Below are 25,256 nucleotides of genomic sequence, written 5' to 3'. Positions count from 1 at the left end.
TCAATCCCGTCTGAGCAGGCGGCGGCCCGGGCGGTGCCCCTCCTCGCCGGTGTCGCGAAAACCCAGCTTCTGCAGCAGGCCCCAGGACGCGACGTTGGCCGGGCGGCATTCCGCCACCACGAGGCGCGCCGGGAAGCGCGCGCCAAGAAGGCCGAGGATCGCCGATACGGCCTCGTAGGCGAAGCCGCGCCCGCGGGCGGCGCCCCCGATCCAGTATCCGATCTCGATCGTGCCGGTGCCGCGCAGATGCGTCCCGACCACCCCCACCAGGTCGCGTCCCGCCGGATCGGGGGCGACACCGGGATCGGCGCCGCCGCGGGTCCAGGCCCCGAGGAAGCAGTCCCGGCCCCGCCGACCGCTGCGAATCAGATCCTCGGCATCCTGGAGCGTGAACGGGGTCGGCAGGAAGTCCACCGCGGCGGTGATCGCCGGATCGTCGGTGAGCCGGCGCAGGGCCGCTGCGTCCGCGGGCTGAAGGGCGGCGACCGAGAGGCGCGCGGTCTCGATCGCCGGCAGATCGGCCAAGCTGTCGCGCGCGCCGCGGATGGTAAACATGTCCACGATGTGGGGAGCCGCCCAGGTAGGAAAAGGGACGGTCTCGCCCCTGGGTTTCATCCCCGGCACGGCGCGAAACCCTGCGCGAAACCCTGTGCGCTCCTTCGCTTCTGGGTCGCAGGTATGCGGAACGGGAACGGTTGCTTAACCTGAATCCGTCTTCATTGGGGCATCAGGTTGCGTCAGGCAAACGGGTGTGTCGATGCGGGTGCGCGGTACGGGTCAGATGTTGCGGACGCTGTCGCGCGTCGCGCTCATCGGCATGATCGGCGGGGCGGCCGCCGCCTGTTCCTCGGACGCATCGCGGCTGGGCAACCCATTCTCGAATCCGTTCGAGTCGGAGCCTTCCGCCACCGGCAGCCTGCCGGACGGATCCCTGAAGTCGGTGCCGCCGGTCCGGACCGGCCGCATCCAATCGGAGGCGCTGAGCGCGCCCGGCGCCGCGCGTCCGGCCGCCGCCGCGAGTCCGGCCCAGACCCCTGCTGCCGCCCCCGCGACCCGAGTCGCCTCCACCGGCGGCGTCGGCTGGAGCGCCGAGGGCGGCACGCAGATCACCGTCTCGCGCAACGACAGCCTGAACCAGATGTCCACCCGCTTCGGCGTGCCCGCTTCGGCGATCCTGGCCGCCAATGGCCTGAGCAACGCGAGCCAGATCACGCCCGGTCGTCAGATCGTGATCCCGGTCTACAACGCCTCCGGGCTGAACCCCGCCGCGGCCCCGATGTCCGCCCGGCCCGCCCGGGCTGCCGAGGAGAAGCGCGAGGACGCCAAGCAGGTCGAGAACAAGATCGCCGCGAAGCGCGAGGAGGCCAAGGAGGCCGCCCAGAAGCTCGCCGAGGCGAAGGCCGCCAAGGAGGCGGCGCAGAAGGCCGCCGCCGCCGAGAAGGAGGCGGAGCGCAAGGAGGCGCTCGCCCGCGACGCCGCCGCCCGCAAGGTCGCCGACGCCAAGACCCGCAAGGACGCCACCGCGAAGGACGGCGAGAAGCCGAAGCACGTGCGTCCCGGACAGGTCGCCAAGGCCGAGGAGAAGAAGGCCGACGACAAGAAGGCGGATCCGAAGCTCGAGGCGAAGGCGAAGGCCGAAGCTAAGGCCCAGGAAGCCCGCGCCGAGGCGAAGGCCGCCGCGAAGGCGGAGGCCGCCCAGAAGCTCGCCGAGGCGAAGGCCGCCAAGGAAGCCTCCAAGGAGGCGGCCAAGCAGGCCACCAAGGAGGCCGCCAAGGAGGCGGCGCAGAAGCCCGCCGCCGCCGAGAAGGTCGCCGCCAAGGAGACGCCGAAGCCGGTGGCCGCCGCGGCTCCTGCTCAGGCCAAGTCCGAGCCCGCCGCCACCGGCTCCGTGGCCGAGGCGACGGAGAACTTCCGCTGGCCCGCCAAGGGCCGGGTGATCTCCGGCTATGGCAGCTCCGGCAACGAGGGCATCAACATCGCCGTCCCGGAGGGCACCCCCGTCAAGGCCGCCGAAGAGGGCACGGTGGCCTATGCCGGCTCCGACGTGAAGGGCTACGGCAAGCTGGTCCTCGTGCGTCACGCCAACGGCTACGTCTCGGCCTACGCCCATAACGGCGAGATCGACGTGAAGCCCGGCGAGAAGGTCAAGCGCGGTCAGACCATCGCGAAGTCCGGCGCGTCGGGCAACGTGACCTCGCCGCAGCTCCATTTCGAGATCCGCAAGGGCGGCGCGCCCGTGGATCCCATGTCACAGCTCGCCAGCAACTGAGCCGACCGGCAAGACGGCGGCACGCGGCGGCGGTCCCGGACGGGGCCGCCGTTTCGCGTTGCGGACCGCCGGTCCGGCCGCGCCGCGCCGGCCTTCCCCGCGCCCGCGCCGTGGCCGCCTAGGCCTTGGGCACCTGCAGGGTCCCGTCGGGGCTGTGGTGGTCCACGGTCTCGGGAAGGGCCTGCGCGAGGGTCGGGAACAGCTCGTCCATCGGGATTCCGAGCTTTCCCGCCATCTGGCGCACCTGATCGTTGTCGAGGACCTTGCGCAGGTCGTCGGCGGTGATCGGCTCGTTGGGCCCGCGGCCGAGCCAGGAATTGACCTGGCTCTCGTAGCCGGATCGCCGGAGCTGATCGAGCAGGGCGTTGAGCCCGCCGGGCAGGACCTGCTGGATCACGCCCGGCAACGCCTTGAGGGCGATCTGCCCCAGCGAGCCGCCGAGGGAATTGAGCAGACTCATGTGGGCCTCGCGTCGAAGGATCGGTCGACGGGAGTCTAGGGCGTCGTCCGGAAAGCGGGAGAGGCCGGCGGCTGCCCCCGGCCCGCGTGAACCGCAATTTAGTCGACAGGACCCGGACTTTGGCCCGGTATGTTGGCCCGGACACGGTTCCACGGTCGACGCGAATGAGAGTCCTGGCACCGTCTTTCGTGCTCGTGGTCGCGGCCGGTGCGGCGGTGGCGCTGCCGGCCGCGGAGACGGCGCGGTCGTCGGAGGCGCGCCCCCTCGCCGATGCCGTCTTCGTTCGGCCGCTCTACGGCACGTACCGGCATTGCGGCGGATCCTGCCTGAAGAGCGGCGCGCTCTCGTGGTTCTGCTTCGCGAAGCAGAGCTGCCATCTGAGCTGCGCGACCGCCCCGCCTCTGATGAAATGCGCGGCCCCATGAGGCCCCGATGATCAGCGGACCTGCGTGCTGAAATTCGGCTGGGGCTTCAGGCTCCCGTTCTCGCTCTGATCGGCGACGGCGGCGGGCAGGAACTCCGCGAGCACGGTGGGAACGCGCGCGTCCGGCACGCCGAGATCGTAGGCGAGCCGCTCGGTCACCGCCTCCGGCAGGCAGGCCGCCAGCGCGGAGGCCGGAACCGGCTGCCGCGTGCCCGGCGAGAGCCACGAATCGACGGCCGCGCCGTGTCCGGTCTCCCTCAGGCGGTCGAGGAAGGCCGCGAGGCCGCCGGGATAGAATTTCGCGAGCGCCAGGGCGAGCTTGCCGCTACCGGTCTCCTCAAAGGCCCGGTCGGCCGCCGCGACCACGTCGCCGATCAGGTTCTTCGCACCGTCGAGCAGTCCCATCGTTCTCCACCGTCGCGCTTCTTCGTCGCAGGAGAAGTCGGGCGCGACGCGGCGGCGGCAAGCGCGTGCGGCAATTGCGCGACGAACCCGTTAGGATCGCCCCGTGGCGAGGGGGAGTCGTTCATGGAACGCGTGCGGGCCGGCGTGCTGGACATCGCCTATCGGGAGTTCGGTCCGCCGGACGGGCCGCCCGCCGTGCTGCTCCACGGCTTCCCCTACGATATCCAGGCCTGCGAGGCGGCGGCCCTGCGGCTCGCCGCCGACGGGGTGCGCTGCCTCGTCCCGTACCTGCGCGGCTACGGCCCGACCCGGTTCCTGGACCCCGCCACGCCGCGCTCGGGCGAGCAGGCGGCCCTCGGAGCCGACCTGCTCGCCTTCCTCGACGCCCTCGGCATCGGACGCGCCGTGCTCGCCGGCTACGATTGGGGCGGCCGGGCCGCCTGCGTGGTGGCGGCGCTCTGGCCGGACCGGGTCCGGGGCCTCGTGAGCTGCGGCGTCGGCTACAACATCCAGAACATCCCGGTCGCCGGGCGGCCGGTCGCGCCGGAGACCGAGCACCGTCTCTGGTACCAGTACTACCTCCACGGCGAGCGCGGCCGCGCCGGCCTCGCCGAGAACCGGGACGCCTTCTGCCGCCTGCTCTGGCGGCTCTGGTCGCCGACCTGGGCGTTCGACGCGGAGACCTTCGCGCAGACCGCCCGCGCCTTCGACAATCCCGACTTCGTCGACGTGGTGGTGCATTCCTACCGCCACCGCTTCGGGCTCGTGCCGAGCGATCCGGCGCTGGTGGAGATCGAGGCGCGGCTCGCCGCCCAGCCGGCGATCGCCGTGCCGACGATCGTGCTGCTCGGGGCCGATGACGGCGTCGGGCCGCCGCCCGCCACCGACACGGACGCCCGCCACTTCACGGGACCGTACCGGCGTGAGATCGTCGCGGGGGTCGGGCACAACTTTCCCCAGGAGGCGCCGGAGGCGTTCGCGGCGGCGATCCGCGCCCTGCTGTGAGCGCGCCGCATCGGCCTGTCGCTTCGGCGTTGCTTTCGGGTAGCCCCTGGCTATAGTCCGCGCGCTTTTCGACAGGTCTGCGGGCGCCTCATCCGGCGGCAGACCTGCATGCCATTCGCAGGAGACGCTCGTTGATCACCCCCGCCTTCGCGCAAGGGGCCGGTGCGGCCGCTGGCGGAGCGGAGATCGCCTTTCAGGTGGTCCCGTTCGTTCTGATCTTCGTGATCATGTACTTCCTGATCCTGCGGCCGCAGCAGAAGCGGGTCAAGGACCACCAGGCGCTGCTGAAGTCCGTGCGCCGGGACGATACGGTCGTCACCAACGGCGGCCTCGTCGGACGCGTGACCAAGGCGTCGGACGACCAGCCCGAGATCGAGGTCGAGATCGCCCCGAACGTGCGCGTTCGGGTGGTCCGGTCGATGATCTCCGAGGTCCGCGCCAAGGGCACGGTGAAAGCCGCCTGAGTTCCCGGTTGAACCGGCCGGCGTCGTGCGCCGGCCCAAAAGAGAAAAAGACGGCCGATGCTGCGCTTCTCCCGTGCGAAGATCATCGCGACACTGGGCTTGATCCTGGTGGGGCTGATGCTCGCCGTGCCGAGCTTCTTCTCGCCCGAGCAGCGCAAGGGCTTCGTCGCCAGCCTGCCCACGTGGTTCCCGAGCTGGATCGTGCCGACCCGCGCCATCGTGCTCGGCCTCGACCTGCAGGGCGGCTCGCAGCTCCTGCTTGAGGTCGACCAGAACGAGCTGGTCGCCTCCCAGGCCAAGGCCCTGCGCGACGACGTGCGCCGCGTGCTCCAGCAGGAGAATGTCCGCGCCGACGGCGGCATCGGCCTCCTGCCGCGCGGCGTCCAGGTGAAGATCGACGACGCCGCCGCCCGGGCCAAGGTCCTGCCGAAGCTTCAGGAACTGTCGCAGCCGATCACCACCTCGATAGGCCAGACGGCGGCCCGCACCCTCGACATCTCCGAGCAGCCGGGCGGCGTGATCCGCCTCATGCTGACCGATGCCGGCATCACCGACCGGACCCGCCGGGCCGTGAGCCAGGGCATCGAGGTCATCCGGCGCCGCCTCGACTCCACCGGCACCACCGAGCCGTCGATCCAGCAGCAGGGCGCCGACCGCATTCTGATCCAGGTGCCGGGCGAGCAGAATCCCGAGCGGCTGGAAAAGCTCCTCGGCTCGACCGCCAAGCTCGAGTTCCGCATGCTCGCCGACAGTCCCTCGGGCGACGTCGACATGCTGCCCTCCAAGGACGAGAAGGGCGCCAAGGTCCCGGTGGAGCGCCGGGTCATGGCCGATGGCGGCGAGCTGACCGACGCGCAGCCCGCCTTCGACCAGCAGTCCCACGAGCCGATGGTGAGCTTCAAGTTCAACCTGCGCGGCGCGCAGCGGTTCGGGCAGGCGACCTCGGAGAATATCGGTCGGCGCATGGCGATCGTGCTCGACAACGAGGTCGTCTCCGCCCCCGTGATCCGCTCGGCGATCACCGGCGGTTCGGGCCAGATCACCGGCAACTTCACCGTCCAGCAGGCCAACGACCTGGCGGTCCTGCTCCGGGCCGGCGCGCTGCCGGCCAAGTTCACCGTGGTCGAGCGCCGCGTCGTCGGCCCGGGCCTCGGCCGCGACTCCATCGAGGCCGGCAAGCTCGCGACCCTGGTGGCGGCGGGCCTCGTTGTGGCCTTCATGTTCGCGACCTACGGGACGTTCGGCTTCATCGCCAACATCGCGCTGATCGTCCACGTCGGGCTGATCCTGGGCCTGATGTCGGTGCTGGAGGCGACCATGACGCTGCCGGGCATCGCCGGCATCGTGCTCACCATCGGCACCGCGGTGGATTCGAACGTCCTGATCTACGAGCGCATGCGCGAGGAGAGCCATGCCGGCCGCTCGCTGATCTCGGCGCTGCAGGCGGGCTTCGACCGGGCCTTCGCCACCATCATCGACTCGAACTCGACCATGGCGATCGCCGCCCTGATCCTGTTCTTCCTCGGCTCGGGCCCGGTGAAGGGCTTCGCCGTGGTCTTCATCCTCGGCATCCTGACGACGGTCATCACCGCGGTGACGCTGACCCGGATGATGATCGCGGTGTGGTACAAGACCTTCCGGCCGAAGACCCTGCCGTTCTGAACGAGTTCACTTTCGGGAGACGCATCACCGGCGGAAGAAGGCCGCTCCAGACCATCACCTCATCCTGAGGTGCCCGCGTCAGCGGGCCTCGAAGGGGCCCTGCAGACGGCGCTGCGATCCCTGGAGCCCTCCTTCGAGGCCTCCGCTTCGCTCCGGCGCCTCAGGTCGAGGGTGAGGGTGGGACGAGCGGACCGGTGCTGAGATCTCCCAAACGTTAGGTCCGTTTCCATGCGCCTGCTCCGCCTCTGGCCCGATGAATCGCATTTCGACTTCATGCGATTCCGGCGCTTCACCTTCCCGCTCTCGGCGGTGCTGTCGCTCGTCACGGTGGCGCTGTTCCTGACGATCGGGCTGAACTTCGGCATCGACTTCAAGGGCGGGACCCTGGTCGAATTGCAGGCGAAATCCGGCACCGCCGACGTCGCGGCGATCCGCCATACGGCGGCGGGCTTCGGCTTCGGCGAGCCGGAGGTGCAGGAACTGGGCAACCAGGGTACCGTGCTGGTCCGCCTGCCGCTCCAGCCCGGCGAGCAGGGCCAGACCGCGGTGATGAACAAGGCGCACGCCGCCTTCGACAAGGATTACGAGTTCCGCCGCACCGAGACCGTCGGCCCGCGCGTCTCCGGCGAACTCGTGCAGTCCGGCACGCTGGGCGTCGTGCTCTCCGTCGTGGCGGTGCTGCTCTACCTCTGGTTCCGGTTCGAGCGGGAGCTGGCGCTCGGCGCCATCGTCGGCACGCTCCACGACATCGTGCTGACGGTGGGCGTGTTCATCATCACCCGGATCGAGTTCAACATGACCTCGATCGCGGCGATCCTGACCATCGTGGGCTACTCGCTCAACGAGACGGTCGTGGTGTTCGACCGGACCCGCGAGCTGATGCGGCGGTACAAGACCATCCCCACCGTCGACCTGCTGAACCTGTCGATCAACTCGACCATGTCGCGCACGGTGATGACGTCGATCTCGTCCTCCCTGTCGCTGCTGGCGCTGGTCCTGTTCGGCGGCGAGGCGATCAAGGGCTTCGCCGTGGTGATGCTCTGCGGCGTCCTGATCTGCACCTACTCGGCGATCTTCATCTCGACTCCGGTGTTGATCTATCTGGGCCTGATGCTCTCGGGCGCCCGCGCCGCGTCCGAGCGGTCCGGCGTCCCGCAACCGGCGGAGTAGTCCTTTTTCCGAGATGGCCGATCAGCCAAGTCCGAAGACCTTCGACTCCGGCTTCGTGCCGGGTCGCCACATCATCGACACCTACGGCAATGGCGGCTTCCGCTTCGCCGGGATGTCGCATCGCGGCTCGATCCTGCTGCTGCCCTCGGGGGTTCGGGCCTGGGAGGTGACGGAGCCGAGGGCGATCGACCGGACGGCCCTGCGACCGGTCCAGGCGGAATCGGAGGGGATCGAGTTGCTGCTCGTCGGCACTGGCCTCGACATCGCCGCCATCGACCCCGCCTTGCGGGGCTGGCTCAAGGATTTCGGCGTCGGCCTCGACGTGATGCAGACCGGGGCCGCGGCCCGGACCTACAACATCCTGGTGGCCGAGAACCGCAAGGTCGCGGCCGCGCTGATCGCGGTGGCCTGATGCCGGAGGTCGAGGGCAGGACCACCGAGACCGGGCTCGCCTTCGCGCAATCCCATTGCGAGGATCTCGTGCGGACCGGCGATCCGGACCGCTACTACGCCACCCTGTTCGCCCCGGCCGCCGCCCGTCCGCACCTCTTCGCCCTCTACGCCTTCAGCCTGACCATCGCGCGGGTGCGCGAGGCGGCCTCGAACCCCCTGGCCGGCGAGATCCGCCTGCAATGGTGGCGCGACGCCCTCCAAGGGGAGGCCCGGGGCGACGTGCGCGCCAATCCGGTGGCGGCGGCCCTGGAGGAGGCGATCCGGGTCAACCGCCTCGGTCGCCAGCCCTTCGTCGACCTGATCGACGCACGGGTGTTCGATCTCTACGAGGACCCGATGCCTCGGGTGAACGACCTGGAGGGCTATTGCGGCGAGACCGCCTCGGCCCTGTTCCGGCTGGCGAGCCTCGTGATCGGCAACGGCACAGAGCCGGGCGGCGCGGGGGCGGCCGGCCATGCCGGGGTTGCCTACGGGATCACCGGACTCCTGCGTGCCCTGCCCTGGCACGCCCGCTCGGGGCAGGTCTACCTGCCGGCGGACATCCTCGGCCGCTACGGCGTCACCCGCGAGGACATCGTCACGGGCCGCGGCGGTCCGGGCCTGCGCCGGGCCTGTGCCGACCTGCGCGACCTCGCCCGGCAGCACCTCAAGGCCTTCGAGGCGGCGCGTCCGACCATCGCGCCCTCGGCGGGCGCCGCCTTCCTGCCCACGGCCCTGGTGGAACCCTACCTCGCCGCCATGGAGCGGGCCTCCTACGACCCGCTCAACACGCCCGTCGAACTGCCGCGCTGGCGCCGGCTGTGGCGCCTGTGGCGGGCGGCGCGGCGGGTGGGCTGAGGGTCGCTCCACCGTCCTCGCGAGGGGGCAATCCAGCGGCGCTGCGCTCGCAAATGTCGCCCGGCCCTCGGTCGCTTCGCGGCGCGTGCCCCGTCGGCTCGGCGTCAGAGAACCCGCGCCAGTCCCGGCATCAGCGCCGTCAGCCGCACCGGCGCCCCCGGTTCCGGCTCGGCCTCCGGCGTCGGCAGCACCGCGACCCGGCAGCCGCCCTCGCCCCTGAGGCCCGTCACCAGCCGTCCGCCGGGTTCGAGGGCCGCGCGCCAGTGCTGCGGGATCGCCGCGACGCTGCCGTGGACCAGGATCCGGTCGAACCCCCCGTCCGGCAGGTCCGGGGCCAGCCCGTCCGCCCGGACGACATGCACCTCGGACAGGGCCGCGAGCCGCCGCGTCGCCGCCCCGGCCAGGGAGGTGTAGCGTTCCAGGCTGAGCACCGCCCCGGCCCCGAGCTGGGCGAGCAGGGCGGTCACGTAGCCCGAGCCCGTGCCGATCTCCAGGACGCGCTGGCCCGGCTCGAGCCGAAGCAGCGCCAGCATCAGGGCCACGGTGGAGGGGGCCGTCATCGACGCGCCGCAGGACAGCGGCAGGGCGATGTCCCGCCGCGCATGCTCCCGATGCTGCGGCGGCGCGAAGGTGTCCCGGGGCACCTGTTCCATGGCCCGCAGCACCGCGGTGTCCCGCAGGCCCCGGCCCCGGAGCGCCATGACGAAGGCCGCGTTGCCGGCAGCCTCTTCCAGGCTGCCCAGATCGATCACTCGGCGAAGGCCTGCGCGAAGCGCGTCAGCGTCGGCTCGTCCGTGAGATCGAGGCGCAGGGGCGTCACCGAGATCCGCTTCTCGGCGATGGCTTTCAGATCCGAACCGTGGCCCGGCTCGAACCGGGCCTTGGCGAAGGCCAGCCAGAAATACGGGTTGCCGCGCCCGTCGACCCGGGCGTCGATGGACAGCAGCGCCTGATTGCGGAAGCCCTGCGCGGCCACCGCGATGCCCTGCACGTCGGCCGGCTCGCAATCCGGAAAATTCACGTTGACCAGGATGCCGGGCTCGATCCCGGTCTCCAGGATCTTCCGGACGACCTTCGCCCCGTGCGTCCGGGCACAGTCCCACTTGAGGGCGCCGCGTCCGCCCACCCCGTAGGCTTGGCTGAGCGCGATCGAGCGGATGCCGAGGATCGTCCCCTCCATGGCGGCCGCGATCGTGCCCGAATAGGTCACGTCCTCGGCGACGTTCTGGCCGCGGTTGACCCCCGACAGGACGAGGTCCGGCCCGTGGTCGCCCAGGATGTGGCGCACGCCCAGGATCACGCAGTCCGACGGCGTCCCCTTCACGGCGAAACGCTGCTCCGAGACTTGCCGCAGGCGCAGCGGGTCGTTGAGCGACAGCGAGTGCGACACGCCGGACTGGTCGCTCTCCGGCGCCACCACCCAGACGTCGTCCGACAGCTCGCGGGCGATCTCCTCCAGGGTACTGAGCCCCGGCGCGTGGATGCCGTCGTCGTTGGTGACCAGGATGCGCATCAGCGGGTGCCCTCGATCCGGTTGAGCCCGCCCATGTAGGGGTGGAGCACCGACGGGATCGTGATGCTCCCGTCCGGGTTCTGGTAATTCTCCATCACGGCGATGAGCGCGCGGCCGACCGCCACGCCCGAGCCGTTGAGGGTGTGGACGTAGGCCGGCTTGCCGTCCTTGCCCCGGTAGCGGGCGTTCATCCGCCGGGCCTGGAAGTCGCCGCAGACCGAGCACGACGAGATCTCGCGGTGGGTGCGCTGGCCCGGCACCCAGACCTCGATGTCGTAGGTCTTCTGGGAGGCGAAGCCCATGTCGCCGGTGCAGAGGGTCATGACCCGGTAGGGCAGATCCAGCTTCTTCAGAACCGCCTCGGCGCAGGTGAGCATCCGTTCGTGCTCGGTGGCGGATTCCTCCGGCGTGGTGATCGAGACCAGCTCGACCTTGTTGAACTGGTGCTGGCGCAGCATGCCGCGGGTGTCGCGCCCCGCCGACCCGGCCTCGGCCCGGAAACAGGGCGTCAGCGCGGTGAAGCGCAGGGGCAGCTCCTCCTCGCGGAGGATCGACTCGCGGACGAGGTTCGTCAGCGGCACCTCGGCGGTGGGGACGAGCCAGAACTTCTCGGTGTTGCCGGAGGCCGGGTCCGCCGCGGAGTCCAGCGTCTTCACGGCGTCCAGCCCCTTGAACACCGAGAACTGATCGTCCTCGAACTTCGGCAGCTGCGCGGTGCCGAACATGGCGGCGTCGCGCACCAGAACCGGCGGCGCCACCTCCAGGTAGCCGTGCTCCTGGGTGTGCAGGTCGAGCATGAACTGGCCGAGCGCCCGCTCCAGCCGGGCGAGCTGACCTTTCAGCACCACGAAGCGCGCGCCGGACAGCTTGGCCGCCGCCTCGAAATCCATCAGGCCGGCGGCCTCGCCGAGTTCGAAATGCTCGCGGCCCTCGGTAAGCCGCTCGCGGGTCGCGGCGTGGCTGCGGTAGAGGACGTTGCCGTGCTCGTCGGCACCCTCGGGCACGTCGGGTTTCGGCCGGTTCGGGATCGCGGCGAGCTTGTCCGCCAGCGCCTTGTCGGCCGCGTCCTGCGCGGCCTTCAGTTCCGGCTCGGCGCCCTTCAGGGCCGCGACCTCCGCCATCAGGGCGGCGGCGCGGTCCTCGTCCTTGGCCTTCTTGGCGCCGCCGATCTCCTTGGCCAGGGCGTTGCGCCGCTCCTGGTTGGCCTGCGCGGCCGAGACCGACGCCTTCCGCGCCTCGTCCAGCGCGATCAGCGCGGCCGAGAGCGGCGCGAGGCCCCGGCGGGCGAGGTCGCTGTCGAAGGCGTCCGGGTTCTCCCGGATGGCGCGGATGTCGTGCATCGAGTCGGCTCGGGTCTTCTGCGCAGCGTCGAGCGCGCGGGCTCCGCTTTGCCGCATCGCGTCCGGTGGGACAAGCGCGGGGGCGCGTCCGGGCCGACGGTCAGCTCTTCGGCGGCGCGATCTTGAGCTGGTCGATCGCCCAGAGCCACGTCCCGTCCGCCTGCTCCCGGGCGGCCTCCACCGACAGGGCGCCGTTCGGCAGCCGCGCGAAGGTCAGGGCGAGGGGGCCGTTGCGCAGGGGCGGCAGCGTCTCCGGGGCCGGGAAGTCGGATTTGCGCGCCAGCAGGTCGGCGTAGAAGCTCCGGATCTCGGCATGGCCCGTGGCGACGACCCGGCCGGCGGCCAGCACCGCCTCGGGCTCGTAGAGGGCGACGAGGCCCTCGACATCGCCGGCATTGGCGCGCTGGTTGAACAGGGCGGCAAGGTCCTCGGGGGCGCGGGCGGGTTCTCGCGTCTGATCCGACATGGCGTCTCCTCGTCCGGCTCCGGCGGCCGGTTGGTGCTAGGCAATGCGCCGGGCGGCCGATCTTTCCCCGAGGCGCCGGTCATTTCAGGCGCGTGCCGTCGCAATCGGCCACCGACACGGCGACCGGGATCCCGGCCTTCACGCTCTCCGAGACGGTGCAGAACCGCTCGAATTGCTCCAGCACCCGGTCGATCCGCGGCATGTCGGCCGCCGCCGCGCCGAGGCGGATCCGCACGTCGATCGCGGTGACGCGGAGCCGCCCGGCAGGGTTGCGCTCCAGCCGGCAGGACGCCTCGGCGGCCACGCCCCGCGCCTCCTGGCGGAATTTCCCCAGGGCGAAGACCAGGCTGGCGCAGAGGCAGTTCGCGACGCCGGAGATCAGCAGCTGCTCGGGGAACGGCCCGGTCCCGCCGCCGATCGGAGGCGCCTCGTCGGTGAGAAGCGCCGGCAGGGCCGCGCCGAAATCCACCGTGAAGACGTAATCGGCGACCTGGGTGATCCGGATCGTCGGTCCCGCGTCCATCATGCCCCCCGGCCGTTACGGCACCCGTGCTGCCGCGATGATCAACGCCCGATCCGGGTTCCCGTTCGGAAGGCCCGGGCCATGCATCCGGATACGGATGATTTCCCCGGATCTTCCCCGTAGAACCGGCCGCCTGACCGACCCGTACGCGAACCCCCCGATCCGATGACGAGCCCCGCGACCCTGGATACCCTGATGCCGCTCCTGGAGCGCATCGCCACCGCGCTGGAGCGGGCCGCGCCCGCCGCCCCGCCGGCCTTCGATCCCGATGCCGCGGACGCCTTCCTGTGGGGCCCCGAGCGCCGGCTGACCCCGGTGGCGCAGGTGGCGCGGGTGGAGATGGGCCTGCTCACCGGCATCGACCGGGCGCGCGACACCCTGGTGGAGAACACCGAGCGCTTCGCCCGCGGCCTGCCGGCCAACAATGCCCTGCTGTGGGGCGCCCGCGGCATGGGCAAGTCGTCGCTGGTCAAGGCGGCCCATGCCGAGATCAACGCCCGCAGGCCCGCCGGCAGCCGGCCGATGAAGCTCGTGGAGATCCACCGCGAGGACATCGAGGCCCTGCCGGACCTGATGGCCCTGCTTCGGCCGGACCCGCATCGCTGGCTGGTCTATTGCGACGACCTCTCCTTCGACGCCGACGACACTTCGTACAAGTCGCTCAAGACCGCGCTCGATGGCGGCATCGAGGGGCGGCCGAACAACGTGCTGTTCTACGCCACCTCGAACCGCCGGCACCTGCTCGCCCGCGACATGGTGGAGAACGAGCGCTCCACGGCGATCAACCCCGGCGAGGCGGTCGAGGAGAAGGTCTCGCTCTCGGACCGGTTCGGCCTCTGGCTCGGCTTCCACAAGTGCAGCCAGGACGAGTACCTGGCGATGATCCGCGCCTATGCCGAGCGCTATGGCCTCGCCGTGCCGCCGGAGCAGCTGCGCGCCGAATGCCTTGAATGGGCCACCACCCGCGGCTCCCGCTCGGGCCGGACCGCCTTCCAGTTCATCCAGGATCTGGCGGGGCGACTCGGCAAGACGCTCGACTGAGGGCGCCTACCGCCCGCTCGACCCGAACCCGCCCGACCCCCGCTCGGAGCCGGGGCCGGGCTCGCCACCCAGCACGGTCAGGACCGGCCGGGTGATCCGCGTGAAGACCAGCTGGGCGATCCGCTCGCCCGGCTCGATCCGGACCGGCTCGGATTCGTCGCGGTTCCAGGCGGAAACCATCAGCGGCCCCTCGTAATCCGCGTCGATGACGCCGGTGCCGTTGCCCAGCACCAGACCCTCGCGGTGCCCGCGCCCCGAGCGCGGGAAGATCAGGCCGCACCAATCGGGATTGCGGATCAGGACGCTGAACCCCGCCGGGATCAGCGCCGGCTTGCCCTGGGGCGGGAGCACCAGCGGCGCGTCGAGGCAGGCGTGCAGGTCGAGGCCGGCCGCGGCCGGCGAGCCCCAGCGCGGGAAGCCCCAGCCCGGCAGCCGCGGATCGAGCAGCCGCAGGCCGATCTCCGGCCGGTCGCTCACGCGCCGAGACGCGCGATCGCCTCGGCCATGGCGAGGGTCCGCCGGGCGGCCTCGACATGGAGGCGCTCGACCATCTTCCCATCCACCGCGATGACCCCGCGCGCCCGGTTCTCCGGCGCGTCGAAGACGTCCATCAACGACCGCGCCTGCGCGATCTCCGCGGCATCCGGGCCGAAGGCCGCGTTGGCCGGGCCGATCTGGCTCGGATGGATCAGCATCTTGCCGTCGAAGCCGAGGTCGCGCCCCTGGACGCACTCCGCCTCGAATCCGGCCGCGTCGGCGAGGTCGGTGAAGACGCCGTCGATCGCCTCGATCTCGTAGGCCCGGGCGGCGGCCAGCACGGTCATCAGCCAGGGCATCAGGGCGGCCCGCCCCGGGGGCCGGATCCGGGACGCCTTCAGCAGGTCGTTCGGGCCGATCACCAGGGCGGCGAGCCGCCCGTCCACGTCCCGGGCCGCGCCCGCGATCTCGGCGGCGTTCACCACCGCCATCGGCGTCTCGATCATCGCCCAGACCCGCGTCGCCAGGGGCGCGCCGAGCCGGCGCAGCCGGGATCCGACCGCGATCAGCGTGTCGGAGGTGCGCACCTTGGGCACCAGAATGGCATCCGGTGCGGCCGCAGCGAGCGCCACGAGATCGGCCTCGCCGTCCTCGGTCTCGGGCGCGTTGATGCGCACCACCACCTCGCGGGCGCCGAAGCCGCGCGCCGTGACCGCTGCGGCGACCTGGGCACGGGCGGCCGCCTTGACCTCCGGGGCCGTGCCGTCCTCAAGGTCGATCAGGATGACGTCGGCGGGGAGCGACCGCGCCTTTTCCAGCGCCCGGGCGTTGGAGCCCGGCATCGCCAGCACGCTGCGACGGGGACGGATCTCGCTCATCACGCTTCTCCCGGGCCGGCGGCGCCCTCGGCGACGCGGATAGCTTTCCCTGCGCATCCCGGCAAGAACGCCCGCCGCGCGTCGCGCGAGGAAGGAACGGCATGGCACGCTGGATCGCGGGTTTGGACGGCTGCCGCGGAGCCTGGGCGGGCGCGCTCCTCGACCTCGACGATCCCGACCGGCACCGCTCTGCCCTGTTCCCCGACGTCGCCGCGCTGCTCGACGCCCCGGAGCGGCCCTGCATCGTCGGGATCGACGTGCCGATCGGCCTGCCGGACCGGATCATCGGCGGCGGACGTGCCGCCGACCGGGCGGCCCGCGCCCGGCTCGGGCCGGCGCGGGCATCGGTGTTTCCGATGCCGCCGCGGAGCGCGGTCTACGCCCCCGACTATGAAGCCGCGAAGGCCGCCTCGCGCGAGGCGAGCGACCCGCCCTTCGCGCCCTCGATCCAGGGTTACAACATCTTCCGCGCCGTCCGCGCGGTCGACACGCTCCTGCGGGAGCGGCCGGAGGTGCGGGCGCGGGTCCACGAGGTCCATCCCGAGGTGGCCTTCCACACCCTCAACGGCGGCCGGCCGCTCGGCCTGCCCAAGAAGGGCCGGCGCGCCCGGGAGGGGCTCGACCTGCGCCGGGCGCTCCTCGCGGCGGCGGGCCTGCCGGGCGCGCTGATCGAGGCCCGGGCGAAGGGCATTCCGGAGGACGACCATCTGGATGCGCTGGCCGCCCTGGTGGTCGCCCGCGACATCCGCCTCGGATGCGCCGTGCCGCTGCCGGATCCGCCGGAGCGGGACGCGTTCGGGCTTCCCGTGGTGATCTGGGCCCCGGCTTTGCGCGCGCCGTCCTGAGCGGCCGTCCGCCAGGGATCGCAACCGGCGCCGTGCGCGACCCAACGTGCTGTTTTGCACGCAGCCTCGCGCACAGGCGGTGTCCGTTCACCGCGCCCGCTCTAGCTCTCGCTGCATGAGCGCCGCGAACCCCCTGCCCGTCCGCCACATCGCCCGCGCGATCGTGCTCGATCCGCAGGATCGGATCCTGCTCATCGCCTACACGTCGGTCCATGCCAAAGGGCCGGACGGCGCGCCCCTGCGGTTCTGGTTCATGCCGGGGGGCGGCCTGGAGCCCGGCGAGGACCACGTCACCGCCTGTCGCCGGGAGCTCGAGGAGGAGATCGGCCGCGGCGATGTCGCCATCGGCCCGCAGGTCGCCGCCTGCGACGGCCCGTTCCACCTGTTCCGGCAGGCGCGGGACGCCCGCGAGCGCTACTTCCTCGTCCGCCTGCCCGACGACCGGGTCGATACGAGCCGCCTCGCCGAGACCGAGGACAACCCGCTGATCGGGACACGCTGGTGGCCGATCGACGAATTGCGCGCCAGCGGCGAGCACTTCGAGCCGGCCGGTCTCGCCGATCTCGCCGCGGATCTCGCGAACGGGACTATTCCGGCCCACCCACGCGTTCTTGCCTGGCGAGAACTTTGAGTTCACTTCCTGCCGTCGCGGGATTGTCTAACTGGAGACGCCTTTATGTTCCCCGTCTACCTGACCGAAGGCTACCGGTCCTTCCTCCTCGACCGCTTCCCGACCGAGCGCCGGCGCTTCGCGCAGCTCGCCTCCACACAGAACCCGGAGATCCTGGTCATCAGCTGCTGTGACAGCCGGGTGTCGCCCAGCGCGATCTTCAACGCCGGGCCGGGCGAGCTGTTCACGATCCGCAACGTCGCGAACCTCGTGCCGGTCTACCAGCCGGACGGTCAGTACCACGGCACCTCGGCGGCGCTGGAATTCGCCGTCCAGGCTCTGGAGGTGAAGCACATCGTCATTCTCGGCCACGCCACCTGCGGCGGCATCAAGGCCTACGCCAACAAGGCCAAGCCGCTCTCTCCCGGCGACTTCATCGGCAAGTGGGTCTCGCTCGTGGGTCAGGCCGAAGACAAGGCCGGCGATCCCGGCGCGCCGGACTACCTGACCAAGCTGGAGCATGCGGTGGTCGTCCAGAGCATGGAGAACCTGCTGACCTTCCCGTTCGTGAAGGAGCGGGTCGACGACGGCCGTCTGGAGATCCACGGCGCGCATTTCGGCGTGGCGAGCGGCTCCCTGCTGGTGCGCGACCCGGAGACCGGCGTGTTCAAGCCGCCGATCGACACGACGGGCCAGACCGTTCGCTCGGTCGCCGCCATCGCGTGCGATTGAGCGCGACGCGCGCCGAAGAACGGGGTCGGCTGACCGGCTCCGATCGGTAACTTTGCGGCAACGGCCGGCTGCGCATCGCGCACCGGCCGTTTTCGTTTGGGGCTCCGGTCGGCGCGCGGATCTCGGCATTGCCTCTGCGCGGCCCGTCCGTGGCGGAAACGAATGGCGCAACGTGCCGGCCCGTGAACGCGGCGCGCCCGCGGGTTAGCCGGTGGTCGGGGCAGAGGGGCCGGACATGAAAACGGCGGCGGGCTCGCACCCGCCGCCGGAGGTCTGGCCCGGCGGAAGCCGGGCCGTCCCTGACGATGACCCTTACATCGCGCCGGGGAGGCGCTGAGCCTGGTTGTAGTGCATCTGCAGGGCCGGAAGGGCCTGCTGGGCGTAGTTGCGTAGGGCCGGGTTCGGGCCGCTCTGGGCGTAGGCCTGCGTCATCGCGATGGTCATCTGATGCGCCTGGAGCTGCTGGCTGGCATAGACGCGGTCGAAGCGCGGGCCGGCCGGGGTCGACGACAGCTCGGCCAGCATCGCCTGCTGCTCGGGGCTCGGCGCCACCATCGTCGAGGCGCCCGTGGCCATCATGTCGCCGCGCCCGATCTGACCGCCCGCGGCGGCGCCGCGCGCCGCACCGGCGCCGGCGCCCTCGAGGCCGCCGACCGGTCCGCCCGCGAGGGTGCCGCCGACCACGCCGGTCGCCGCGCCGACGCCGGCGCCCACGGCGCTGCCCGCCACCGCGATCGGCGCCGTGATCAGGCCGCCGACGCCCGGATCGCCGGCCACGCCGTTCATCTGGCCGCCCGCCAGGGCGACGTTGGCGGCCCGGTGGTCGCGGAGGACCTCCTGGGCGTAGGAGCGGACCTTCGGGTTGCGCGACTTGGACAGGGCGATCTGCGAGGACTGGATTTCGAAGGCGTTCGCCTGCATCGACTGGAGGCGGAAGTCGTTGGCGCTCTGAGCCAGGGCCGGGGTCGACAGCGCCAGGACAAGCGCGGACGCGGCAGCATAGTTCTTCAGCATCGGGACCTCTGTTCGAAATGGATACGCGAACTCTGGCAGGTCGCATGCGCAGCACGAAGGATCGGGCGCAGGCGGGTTCGCGAATTGGTCGGTCAACGAGGTTATGGGCTTATGGTTCCTGCCGTTTTCGCCCCGGATGGGGCGGTGGCCGAAGGGCGGCGGTCCGCGGGGTGAGCCGCCGGTCCGCAGACTCGGCCGCCGGACCGATCGCCGTCCGGCCCGCCTCCGACCTCGGCTGCAGCCGCGGCGGAACCGCATGCGCGCCCTGCTGGCGGGGCGCGGGGCGAGGCATGGTCGCCCGGTGATCTTCGTCCTGCTCCAGGTCCTGCGCGCCGCCGCCGCCCTGATGGTCGTCTGGCATCATGCGCGGCACGAGGCGGGGCTGCTGGCGGAGCGCGGCTTCGGCCACGCGCCCGCCCCGGAAACGCTCCTGCCCTGGTGGGGCGGGGTCGATCTGTTCTTCGTGATCTCCGGATTCGTCATCGTCCATACCGGGATCCGGCTGGCCGGCAGGCCGGGGGGGCGGGCCCGCTTCCTCGCCCATCGGATCGCCCGGGTGGTCCCGCTCTACTGGCTGGTGAGCCTCGTCTTCCTCGCCCTCGCGCTGGCCCGGCCGGATCTGCTCGGCGACGCGGCGGCCCTCCTCGGCGATCCCGCAGCCCTCGTGGCGAGCTTCCTGTTCTGGCCGGTGGCCCGGCCCGACGGCACCGTCCAACCGCTCTATGGCCTCGGCTGGACCCTGAACTACGAGGCCTTCTTCTACGCAGTCTTCGCGGCAGGGCTCGGCTTCGGCCGGCGCGGCGCCGTCGCCTGGCTGTGCGGGGGCCTTGTGCTCCTCGTGGCTGTCGGAGCCCTCGTGCCCGATCTTCCGGTGCCGCTCCGCTTCTGGACGGATCCGATCGTGCTCGAATTCGTCGCCGGCGCCGGTCTCGCCCTCGCCTACCGCGGGGGTTACCGGCCGGGCCTGCCCCTGCGGGTCGGTCTCACGGTTCTGGGCGGCGTCGGGCTCGTCCTGGCCGCGCGCGTGCTCGCCGGCCAAGGCGGGGCCGACGGATTTCTGCGGCCCCTCCTCGTCGGCGGCCCGGCCGCCCTGCTGGTGGCGGCCGCCCTCGGACCGACGCGCGATGCCGCCCAGGTCGCGCGCCTTCCCGTCCCGGTGCGCGGGCTCGCCGGGCTGGGCGACGCCTCCTACGCCCTTTATCTCGTGCATCCCTTCGCGCTGCGCCTCGTGCGCGAGGGGCTGCTCCGGCTCGGGCTGGCGCCGGCCGTGCAGCCCTGGGGCAGCATGGTCCTGATGCTCGCCGGCAGCGTGGCGGCCGCGCTCGTGGTCCACCGCCTCGTCGAGGCGCCGCTGACCCGGATCCTGCGGGCGCGCCTCGATCCGCGCGGGCCGCAAAACCGTGTGCGCGCCGCGCTGGCCCCGGTTCCACCGGGCGGCCGGGCGGATTAGCCTCTCGAGACCGGGGAGATTGCCACCATGAAGACCCTGCTCGTACCCGTCGCGATGCACGACGCCCTGCCCTCCGTCTTCGAGACCACCCGGCTGGCGGCGACGCGCTTCGGCAGCCTGATCGAGGGCGTGTCCCTGCGCCCGGCCCTCGCCGAGTACGTCCCCGTCGACATGGTCGGCGGCATGACGTGGCTGCGCGACGAGGAGGCCGACCGGGCCGAGGCCGAAGAGGCGGGCAGCCGTTTCATCGCCTTCATGGACGGTGCCGGCATCCCGCGGCATGCCCGCGACGGCCTGTGCATTCCGGATCGCGTGCCGGATGCCGGCCCGCGCTACCGCTGGCGGCAGGACGTCCCCACCGGCGACGCGTTCCTCGGCCAGTATGCACGGCTCTTCTCGGCCACCGTGGTCGGGCGTCCGGGCACGACCGACAATGCCCCGCGCATGACCACCTTCGAGACGGCCCTGTTCGAGAGCGGCCGGCCGATCCTTCTGGCCCCACCCAGCGCCCCGGCGAGCCTCGGCGACGCGGTGGTCATCGCCTGGAACGGCTCCACCGAGACCGCCCGGGCGGTGGCCTTCGCGATGCCGTTCCTGCGGCGGGCCGAGCGGGTGCTGGTGCTCAGCGTCGAGGGCGGCATGGTGCCGGGCCCGACCGCCCAGGATCTCGCCCAGGCACTGGCCTGCGAGGGCGTGGACGCGTCGCACCGGGCGCTGCCGGCCGGCCGGCGGGTGCCCGGCGAGACCTTCCTGGCGGAGTCCAAGGCCTTCGGTTGCGACCTGCTGATCAAGGGCGCCTACACCCAGAGCCGCCTGCGCCAGATGATCTTCGGCGGCGTCACCAGCCATGTCCTGGCCCATGCCGACATGCCGGTGCTGATGGCCCATTGACCGCTGCGCGGACCGGGCCGGCGGCAACCGGGACCGCGCCGGGAACCGGCGCCGGCCCGTGGCGTTCGGCTCCCGCGTCCGGATGGTGCGACGCCGCGAAAGGAGTCCCGTGACGAGCCCCGTGAGACGCCTCTTCCTCGCCGGCCTTCTGGCGATCTCAGCCGTCGGCGCCGCCCGGGCGGAGCCGACGACGGTCCGGTTCCGCGGCACGGTGGTTCGGGCCGACTCGGAGCGCCTGGAGATCCGCCGCGCCAGCGGCGGCACCCTCACCGTGCGGATGGTCCCGCGCACCCGGATCTACGCGGTCAATGCCGCGAGCCTCCGCAACATCAAACCCGAGAGCTACGTCAGCGTCATCGGCGAGGCCGGCCCCGAGCCGCGGCAGGCGACCGCGGTGACCCTGTACTCGCCCTCCGAGCGCGGCTTCGAGGCGGGCAGCCAGCCCTGGGACACGGCGCAGGGCGCGAGCCTGACGGCCGGCTGGGTCGCCGACCTGCAGAGGGGGCCGCCGATGCGCGTGACGCTCGCCTACAAGGACGGGCAGGCGTCCTTCGCGATCCCAGACGGTGCGCCGGTGACGCAGTTCGCCCCGGGCGAGAAAGCCATGCTCCAGCCCGGCGCCGCCGTGACGATCTTCGCCCGCTCCCACCCGGAGGGCGGCCTCGTGGCCGGCACGATCGCGGTCGGCCGCCAGGGCGTCGTGCCGGGGCTCTGAGGCGGACGAGACCCGCGCCGCATCATCGGCGGCGCACCAAACCCGCGCGCCGATGCGGAAGCTGCGCTACATCGTGTCCCGATGACCGAGCCCGCCTTCACCCTCGACCCGCGCCTCTCCGCCGACACGGCGGAGGTGGGCGACCTCGCCCTGTGCCGCGTGCTGCTGATGGACGATGCCCGGTTCCCATGGCTGATCCTGGTGCCGCGCCGCCCGGACCTCTGCGAGATCACCGATCTCTCCGAGGCCGATGCCGCCGCGCTCTGGCAGGAGATCCGTCTCGCCACGGGGGTGATGCAGGCCCTGTCGAAGCCCGACAAGGTGAATGTCGGCGCCCTCGGCAACGTGGTGGCGCAGCTCCACGTCCACGTCATCGGCCGATTCCGGTCGGATCCGGCCTGGCCGGGTCCGGTCTGGGGGTTCGAGACCCGCAAGCCCTATCCACCCCACGCCCGCGCCCAGCTCATCGAGCGCGCCGGCGCCCTGTTCTCCGCGGCCTGACCCTGGCATGACCGATCCCCGCGACACCCTCGGATTCGTCCGCAACCGCCTCGACCGCCACTCGTCCGAGCAGCCCGAGGAGGCGGTGCCCGCCTTCGACGCGCCGGACGCGCGCCTCGTCCTGATCTGCGGCGACCGGATCGTGCTGCGCGGATCGACCGCGCTGATCGCCCCCGCGGAGGCGGCGGGCCTCGACGGCGGGACGCGCATCTTCCTCGGGCACCGGGACGGGCAGCCCGTCTTCGCCGCCGCAGCCCCCGCCGAGGCGGCCGAGCGGTTCGCCGAGGCGCCGGTCCGCACCCTCGACCTGCGGTCGATCGCCACCGAATCCGCCGTGGAGGCCGAGGAGCTCGGCCTGCTGGCCGTGGCCAAGTCGATGCTCGACTGGCACGCCCGCCACGGCTTCTGCGCCAAGTGCGGCACCGCCACGGTGGCGAAGGCCGGCGGCTTCCGGCGCGAATGCCCGGGTTGCGACGCCCACCACTTCCCCCGGGTCGATCCGGTGGTGATCATGCTCGTGCGCCGGGGCGACACCTGCCTGCTCGGCCGGGGACCGCATTTCAAGCCGGGCATGTTCTCGTGCCTCGCGGGCTTCCTGGAGCCCGGCGAGACGATCGAGGACGCGGTCCGCCGCGAGGTGTTCGAGGAGACGCGGATCCGCGTCGGCGCCGTTACCTACCGGACGTCGCAGCCCTGGCCGTTCCCGTCCTCACTGATGCTTGGCTGCGCCGCCGAGGCCCTCGACGCGGCCATCGTGACCGATCCGAACGAGCTGGAGGATGCCCGCTGGTTCGACCGGGACGCGGTCGCGGCGATGCTCGACGGGACGCATCCCGAGGGGATCCAGGCCCCGCCGCCCATGGCGATCGCGCACTACCTGATGCGCGCGTTCGTGGCGGGCGAGACCTGAGCCCCCCGCCCGTTTCTAGCCGGGCTTGCCGGCGTCCCGGCTCGGATCGTCGGCGGGGTTGATGTAGTTCAGCCCGAACGGCCCGGAGCCGTTGACCTGCAGTTCGACCGGCTCGTCGGTGGTCCACAACGAATGCGGCATGTCCTCCGGCAGGTAGACGAAGCCGCCGGCCTTCAGCACCGAACCCTTGGTCTTGTCCAGGGTCCGCCCGTGCGCGTGATGGATCGAACCCGAGAGGATCGTCAGCGTCTCGGGCTTGGAATGGGTGTGCGGCGCGATCACCGTATTGGCCGGCACCTTCACCCGCAGCACGAAGGCGCCGGGCTTCGACGGATCGCCCGCGATCCGGCTGATCTGGGTCCCTCTGGGCAGGTTGGGCGGGCCGGGCTCGTAGGTGGCGGAGGCGCCATCCGGAACCACCACCAGCCCGGCGTGGTCGGCCGCCGAAGCCGGCCCGAAACCGCCGAGCATCGCCAGCGCCGCCGCGGCGCTGATCCATGACCGTGTCATTCCACCCTCCGTTTCTGCCCAAGGCCTGGGCCCACGGGCAGTTCTGGGTCCGGGCGGGCCGTTTCCCAGGCAGGGCAACCGTTTCAGATCGTCGCAAGCCGCGCGGGGCACGCGGGATCCGTGCGGTCAGACGACCATCCGGCTCTGCGCCCCGTCTTCCGTCACGGCGCTCCGCATCTCCGAGAAGGCCGTACCGACCATCAGCAGCGCCGGCCCTTCGAGCCCCGCCGCCTCCACCCGGTCGGCGAGGTCGGCGGCCGTGCCCCGCAGGGCCTGCTGGTTCGGGCGCGTCGCGTTGAACACGAGCAGCGCCGGCGTCGACGGCGCCAGACCTTCCTCCACCGCGCGCGCCAGCAGCGCCCGCAGGGTCCGCTTGGGCATGTAAATCACCGTGGTGACGCTCGGATCCGCGAGCGCCCCCCAGTTCAGGTCGTCCGGCAGCGCCCCGCGGCGGTCGTGGCCGGTGACGAACTGGAGCCGGCGCGCGGCGTCCCGATGGGTCAGGGACACGCCGAGCGCCGCCGCTGCACCCTGCGCGGCAGAGACCCCGGGGACCACGGTGACCGGGATGCCGGCGGCCCGGCAGGCCTCGATCTCCTCGCCGGCCCGGCCGAAGACCAGCGGGTCGCCGGATTTCAGCCGCACCACCTGCTTGCCCGAGCGGGCGAGCTGGACCATCAGCGCGTTGATGTCGTCCTGGCGGCAGGACGGGCCGTGGCCGGTCTTGCCCACCAGCATGGTGCGCGCCTCGCGGCGGGCATAGTCGAGGATCTCCGGGGCGACGAGGTCGTCGTAGAGGATCACGTCGGCGTTGCGGAGCGCCCGCAGCGCCTTGAGGGTCAGAAGCTCCGCGTCGCCGGGGCCGGCCCCGACCAGGGTCACCGCTCCGCCCTTCGGGGCGGCTTCCGTCTCGCCGAGCAACTCCGCGAGATCCGTGTCGGAGGGGGCGCGGTCCGGCTCCGCGAAGGCCCGGTCGGTGAAGCGCTCCCAGAAGGCACGGCGCTCCGCGAAGCCGTGGAAGCGCGCCGTGACGCCGTCCCGCCAGTCGCGGGCGGCGCCGACCCAGCGGGCGAAGCCCCGGGGCAGCATCGCCTCGATCCGGGCGCGCACGGTCTGGCCGAAGACCGGGGCGGCGCCCTCCGTCGAGATGCCCACGACCAGCGGCGAGCGGTTGACGATGGCGCCGAACTTCACGTCGCAGAGATGCGGGCGGTCGACCGCGTTGACGATCGCCCCGGCTCCGCGGGCCGCCACCACGAAGGCGACGCACTCGGCCTCGTCCTCCAGGGCGCCGATGCAGAAGGCCGCGCCCCAGAGGTCGTCCGGCGTCCAGGCGCGCTCGTGCAGCGTGACGTGCCCATCGACGATCTCGCCCGGGACCGCGCGCAGCTCCTCGCCGGGATCGGGGGCGTAGACGTCCACATGGGCGCCGGCCGCCGCCAGGACCTTCACCTTCCACGGCGCCCCGCCGGAGGATCCGGCCAGAACCACCCGCTTGCCGCGCAGGGGCACGAAGACGGGCAGCACCGCCAGCGGCTCCAGGCCGGCGGCCTTGGTCTCGCGGGGGGCGCGGGCTGCGCGCAGGGGGGTCTCGGTCACGGGCCTGTCCTGAATCGTCTCGAACCGGCCTCTCCTGTCCACCCCCCCAGGATGAGGGGGTCCGGTTGGACGGGTCGGTCTGTCCTCGCCGG

30 protein-coding genes are annotated in these 25,256 nt (G+C 72.1%); 17 read left to right on the top strand and 13 right to left on the bottom strand.

What is annotated here, in order from left to right; all coding sequences use genetic code 11:
- A complete protein-coding gene (locus PQI07_RS20170; RefSeq protein ID WP_043384948.1) occupies positions 1-555 on the bottom strand; it encodes a GNAT family N-acetyltransferase in 555 nt (184 codons plus the stop codon).
- 202 nt (positions 556-757) lie between these two features.
- Between PQI07_RS20170 and PQI07_RS20165 the strand changes: the two genes are divergently transcribed.
- Positions 758-2,269, top strand: a complete 1,512-nt coding sequence (locus tag PQI07_RS20165; protein ID WP_043761159.1) for a peptidoglycan DD-metalloendopeptidase family protein — start codon at positions 758-760, stop codon at positions 2,267-2,269.
- 118 nt (positions 2,270-2,387) lie between these two features.
- Here the strand turns inward: PQI07_RS20165 and PQI07_RS20160 are convergent, their stop codons facing one another.
- Positions 2,388-2,729, bottom strand: coding sequence for a YidB family protein (locus tag PQI07_RS20160; protein WP_053608349.1), 342 nt, complete (start codon positions 2,727-2,729; stop codon positions 2,388-2,390).
- 164 nt (positions 2,730-2,893) lie between these two features.
- Here PQI07_RS20160 and PQI07_RS20155 point away from each other — a divergent pair, with 164 nt between their 5' ends.
- Positions 2,894-3,154, top strand: a complete 261-nt coding sequence (locus PQI07_RS20155; RefSeq protein ID WP_043757495.1) for a hypothetical protein — start codon at positions 2,894-2,896, stop codon at positions 3,152-3,154.
- Positions 3,155-3,165: 11 nt separating this feature from the next.
- On the opposite strand, the gene PQI07_RS20150 is transcribed toward PQI07_RS20155, so the two are convergent.
- Positions 3,166-3,558 carry a YidB family protein gene (locus tag PQI07_RS20150; RefSeq protein ID WP_053608351.1) on the bottom strand — a complete coding sequence of 131 codons (393 nt, stop codon included), beginning with the start codon at positions 3,556-3,558 and terminating at the stop codon, positions 3,166-3,168.
- 123 nt (positions 3,559-3,681) lie between these two features.
- Between PQI07_RS20150 and PQI07_RS20145 the strand changes: the two genes are divergently transcribed.
- The 6 genes from PQI07_RS20145 to PQI07_RS20120 all read left to right on the top strand — a co-directional run bounded on the left by PQI07_RS20145 (position 3,682) and on the right by PQI07_RS20120 (position 9,149).
- Positions 3,682-4,563, top strand: coding sequence for an alpha/beta fold hydrolase (locus tag PQI07_RS20145; protein WP_274927279.1), 882 nt, complete (start codon positions 3,682-3,684; stop codon positions 4,561-4,563).
- A 131-nt stretch (positions 4,564-4,694) separates the two neighbouring features.
- The gene (gene yajC / locus PQI07_RS20140) at positions 4,695-5,027 is read left to right on the top strand and encodes a preprotein translocase subunit YajC (RefSeq protein ID WP_012319243.1); all 333 of its coding nucleotides are present in this window, start codon (positions 4,695-4,697) and stop codon (positions 5,025-5,027) included.
- Positions 5,028-5,084: 57 nt separating this feature from the next.
- A complete protein-coding gene (gene secD / locus PQI07_RS20135; protein ID WP_043350919.1) occupies positions 5,085-6,689 on the top strand; it encodes a protein translocase subunit SecD in 1,605 nt (534 codons plus the stop codon).
- A 228-nt stretch (positions 6,690-6,917) separates the two neighbouring features.
- Complete coding sequence (gene secF, locus PQI07_RS20130; RefSeq protein WP_043757501.1) at positions 6,918-7,859, top strand: protein translocase subunit SecF; 942 nt, start codon at positions 6,918-6,920, stop codon at positions 7,857-7,859.
- 13 nt (positions 7,860-7,872) lie between these two features.
- Positions 7,873-8,271, top strand: coding sequence for an Mth938-like domain-containing protein (locus PQI07_RS20125; RefSeq protein WP_043384961.1), 399 nt, complete (start codon positions 7,873-7,875; stop codon positions 8,269-8,271).
- Positions 8,271-9,149: a phytoene/squalene synthase family protein gene (locus tag PQI07_RS20120; RefSeq protein ID WP_043757506.1), complete on the top strand. Its 879-nt coding sequence runs from the start codon at positions 8,271-8,273 to the stop codon at positions 9,147-9,149. Before PQI07_RS20125 ends, PQI07_RS20120 begins: the two co-directional genes overlap by 1 nt.
- 104 nt (positions 9,150-9,253) lie before the next feature.
- Here PQI07_RS20120 and PQI07_RS20115 read toward each other — a convergent pair whose 3' ends face one another.
- From PQI07_RS20115 to PQI07_RS20095, 5 genes are all read right to left on the bottom strand, one after another.
- Positions 9,254-9,901 (bottom strand): protein-L-isoaspartate O-methyltransferase family protein, encoded by a 648-nt coding sequence (locus PQI07_RS20115; protein WP_053608353.1) that lies wholly within the window; start codon positions 9,899-9,901, stop codon positions 9,254-9,256.
- Entirely contained in the window at positions 9,898-10,662 is a 765-nt protein-coding gene (gene surE, locus PQI07_RS20110; RefSeq protein WP_043346675.1) for a 5'/3'-nucleotidase SurE, read from the bottom strand. The genes PQI07_RS20115 and surE overlap by 4 nt, the downstream gene beginning before the upstream one ends.
- Positions 10,662-12,002 carry a serine--tRNA ligase gene (gene serS, locus PQI07_RS20105; protein WP_043385037.1) on the bottom strand — a complete coding sequence of 447 codons (1,341 nt, stop codon included), beginning with the start codon at positions 12,000-12,002 and terminating at the stop codon, positions 10,662-10,664. The genes surE and serS overlap by 1 nt, the downstream gene beginning before the upstream one ends.
- 100 nt (positions 12,003-12,102) lie before the next feature.
- Positions 12,103-12,468 (bottom strand): YybH family protein, encoded by a 366-nt coding sequence (locus PQI07_RS20100; protein ID WP_043351782.1) that lies wholly within the window; start codon positions 12,466-12,468, stop codon positions 12,103-12,105.
- Between the two features lie 79 nt (positions 12,469-12,547).
- On the bottom strand, positions 12,548-12,991 hold the full coding sequence (locus tag PQI07_RS20095) for an OsmC family protein (protein ID WP_043351783.1): 444 nt from the start codon (positions 12,989-12,991) through the stop codon (positions 12,548-12,550).
- 165 nt (positions 12,992-13,156) lie between these two features.
- On the opposite strand from PQI07_RS20095, the gene PQI07_RS20090 reads away from it, so the two are divergent.
- Positions 13,157-14,032, top strand: coding sequence for an ATP-binding protein (locus PQI07_RS20090; RefSeq protein WP_043351780.1), 876 nt, complete (start codon positions 13,157-13,159; stop codon positions 14,030-14,032).
- A gap of 6 nt (positions 14,033-14,038) precedes the next feature.
- Here PQI07_RS20090 and dut read toward each other — a convergent pair whose 3' ends face one another.
- Entirely contained in the window at positions 14,039-14,509 is a 471-nt protein-coding gene (gene dut / locus PQI07_RS20085) for a dUTP diphosphatase (RefSeq protein WP_274927278.1), read from the bottom strand.
- On the bottom strand, positions 14,506-15,387 hold the full coding sequence (locus PQI07_RS20080; RefSeq protein ID WP_053608356.1) for an HpcH/HpaI aldolase/citrate lyase family protein: 882 nt from the start codon (positions 15,385-15,387) through the stop codon (positions 14,506-14,508). The genes dut and PQI07_RS20080 overlap by 4 nt, the downstream gene beginning before the upstream one ends.
- Before the next feature lie 101 nt (positions 15,388-15,488).
- On the opposite strand from PQI07_RS20080, the gene PQI07_RS20075 reads away from it, so the two are divergent.
- The 3 genes from PQI07_RS20075 to PQI07_RS20065 all read left to right on the top strand — a co-directional run bounded on the left by PQI07_RS20075 (position 15,489) and on the right by PQI07_RS20065 (position 17,574).
- Positions 15,489-16,232, top strand: coding sequence for a DUF429 domain-containing protein (locus PQI07_RS20075; RefSeq protein ID WP_274927277.1), 744 nt, complete (start codon positions 15,489-15,491; stop codon positions 16,230-16,232).
- Positions 16,233-16,347: 115 nt separating this feature from the next.
- A complete protein-coding gene (locus PQI07_RS20070) occupies positions 16,348-16,863 on the top strand; it encodes an NUDIX hydrolase (RefSeq protein ID WP_043351773.1) in 516 nt (171 codons plus the stop codon).
- Between the two features lie 45 nt (positions 16,864-16,908).
- Entirely contained in the window at positions 16,909-17,574 is a 666-nt protein-coding gene (locus tag PQI07_RS20065; RefSeq protein ID WP_043351772.1) for a carbonic anhydrase, read from the top strand.
- Positions 17,575-17,886: 312 nt separating this feature from the next.
- Here the strand turns inward: PQI07_RS20065 and PQI07_RS20060 are convergent, their stop codons facing one another.
- A complete protein-coding gene (locus PQI07_RS20060) occupies positions 17,887-18,588 on the bottom strand; it encodes a DUF4142 domain-containing protein (RefSeq protein WP_274927276.1) in 702 nt (233 codons plus the stop codon).
- A 256-nt stretch (positions 18,589-18,844) separates the two neighbouring features.
- On the opposite strand from PQI07_RS20060, the gene PQI07_RS20055 reads away from it, so the two are divergent.
- The 5 genes from PQI07_RS20055 to nudC all read left to right on the top strand — a co-directional run bounded on the left by PQI07_RS20055 (position 18,845) and on the right by nudC (position 23,055).
- A complete protein-coding gene (locus tag PQI07_RS20055) occupies positions 18,845-20,038 on the top strand; it encodes an acyltransferase family protein (RefSeq protein WP_274927275.1) in 1,194 nt (397 codons plus the stop codon).
- 27 nt (positions 20,039-20,065) lie between these two features.
- Entirely contained in the window at positions 20,066-20,929 is an 864-nt protein-coding gene (locus PQI07_RS20050; RefSeq protein WP_043351769.1) for a universal stress protein, read from the top strand.
- A 121-nt stretch (positions 20,930-21,050) separates the two neighbouring features.
- Positions 21,051-21,644, top strand: a complete 594-nt coding sequence (locus tag PQI07_RS20045; protein WP_236952938.1) for a hypothetical protein — start codon at positions 21,051-21,053, stop codon at positions 21,642-21,644.
- Positions 21,645-21,725: 81 nt separating this feature from the next.
- A complete protein-coding gene (locus PQI07_RS20040; RefSeq protein WP_274927274.1) occupies positions 21,726-22,145 on the top strand; it encodes an HIT domain-containing protein in 420 nt (139 codons plus the stop codon).
- Between the two features lie 7 nt (positions 22,146-22,152).
- The gene (gene nudC / locus PQI07_RS20035) at positions 22,153-23,055 is read left to right on the top strand and encodes an NAD(+) diphosphatase (RefSeq protein ID WP_043351766.1); all 903 of its coding nucleotides are present in this window, start codon (positions 22,153-22,155) and stop codon (positions 23,053-23,055) included.
- Positions 23,056-23,070: 15 nt separating this feature from the next.
- On the opposite strand, the gene PQI07_RS20030 is transcribed toward nudC, so the two are convergent.
- Complete coding sequence (locus PQI07_RS20030) at positions 23,071-23,565, bottom strand: cupin domain-containing protein (RefSeq protein ID WP_043757527.1); 495 nt, start codon at positions 23,563-23,565, stop codon at positions 23,071-23,073.
- Between the two features lie 126 nt (positions 23,566-23,691).
- Complete coding sequence (cysG, locus tag PQI07_RS20025; RefSeq protein ID WP_043384998.1) at positions 23,692-25,164, bottom strand: siroheme synthase CysG; 1,473 nt, start codon at positions 25,162-25,164, stop codon at positions 23,692-23,694.
- Positions 25,165-25,256: the final 92 nt, after the last annotated feature.

The organism is Methylobacterium sp. 092160098-2 (genome assembly GCF_028920805.1).
Classification (GTDB): Bacteria; Pseudomonadota; Alphaproteobacteria; order Rhizobiales; family Beijerinckiaceae; genus Methylobacterium; species Methylobacterium fujisawaense.
The sequence above is the reverse complement of the archived record's forward strand: the minus strand, read 5'-3'. Positions and strand labels throughout refer to the sequence as shown.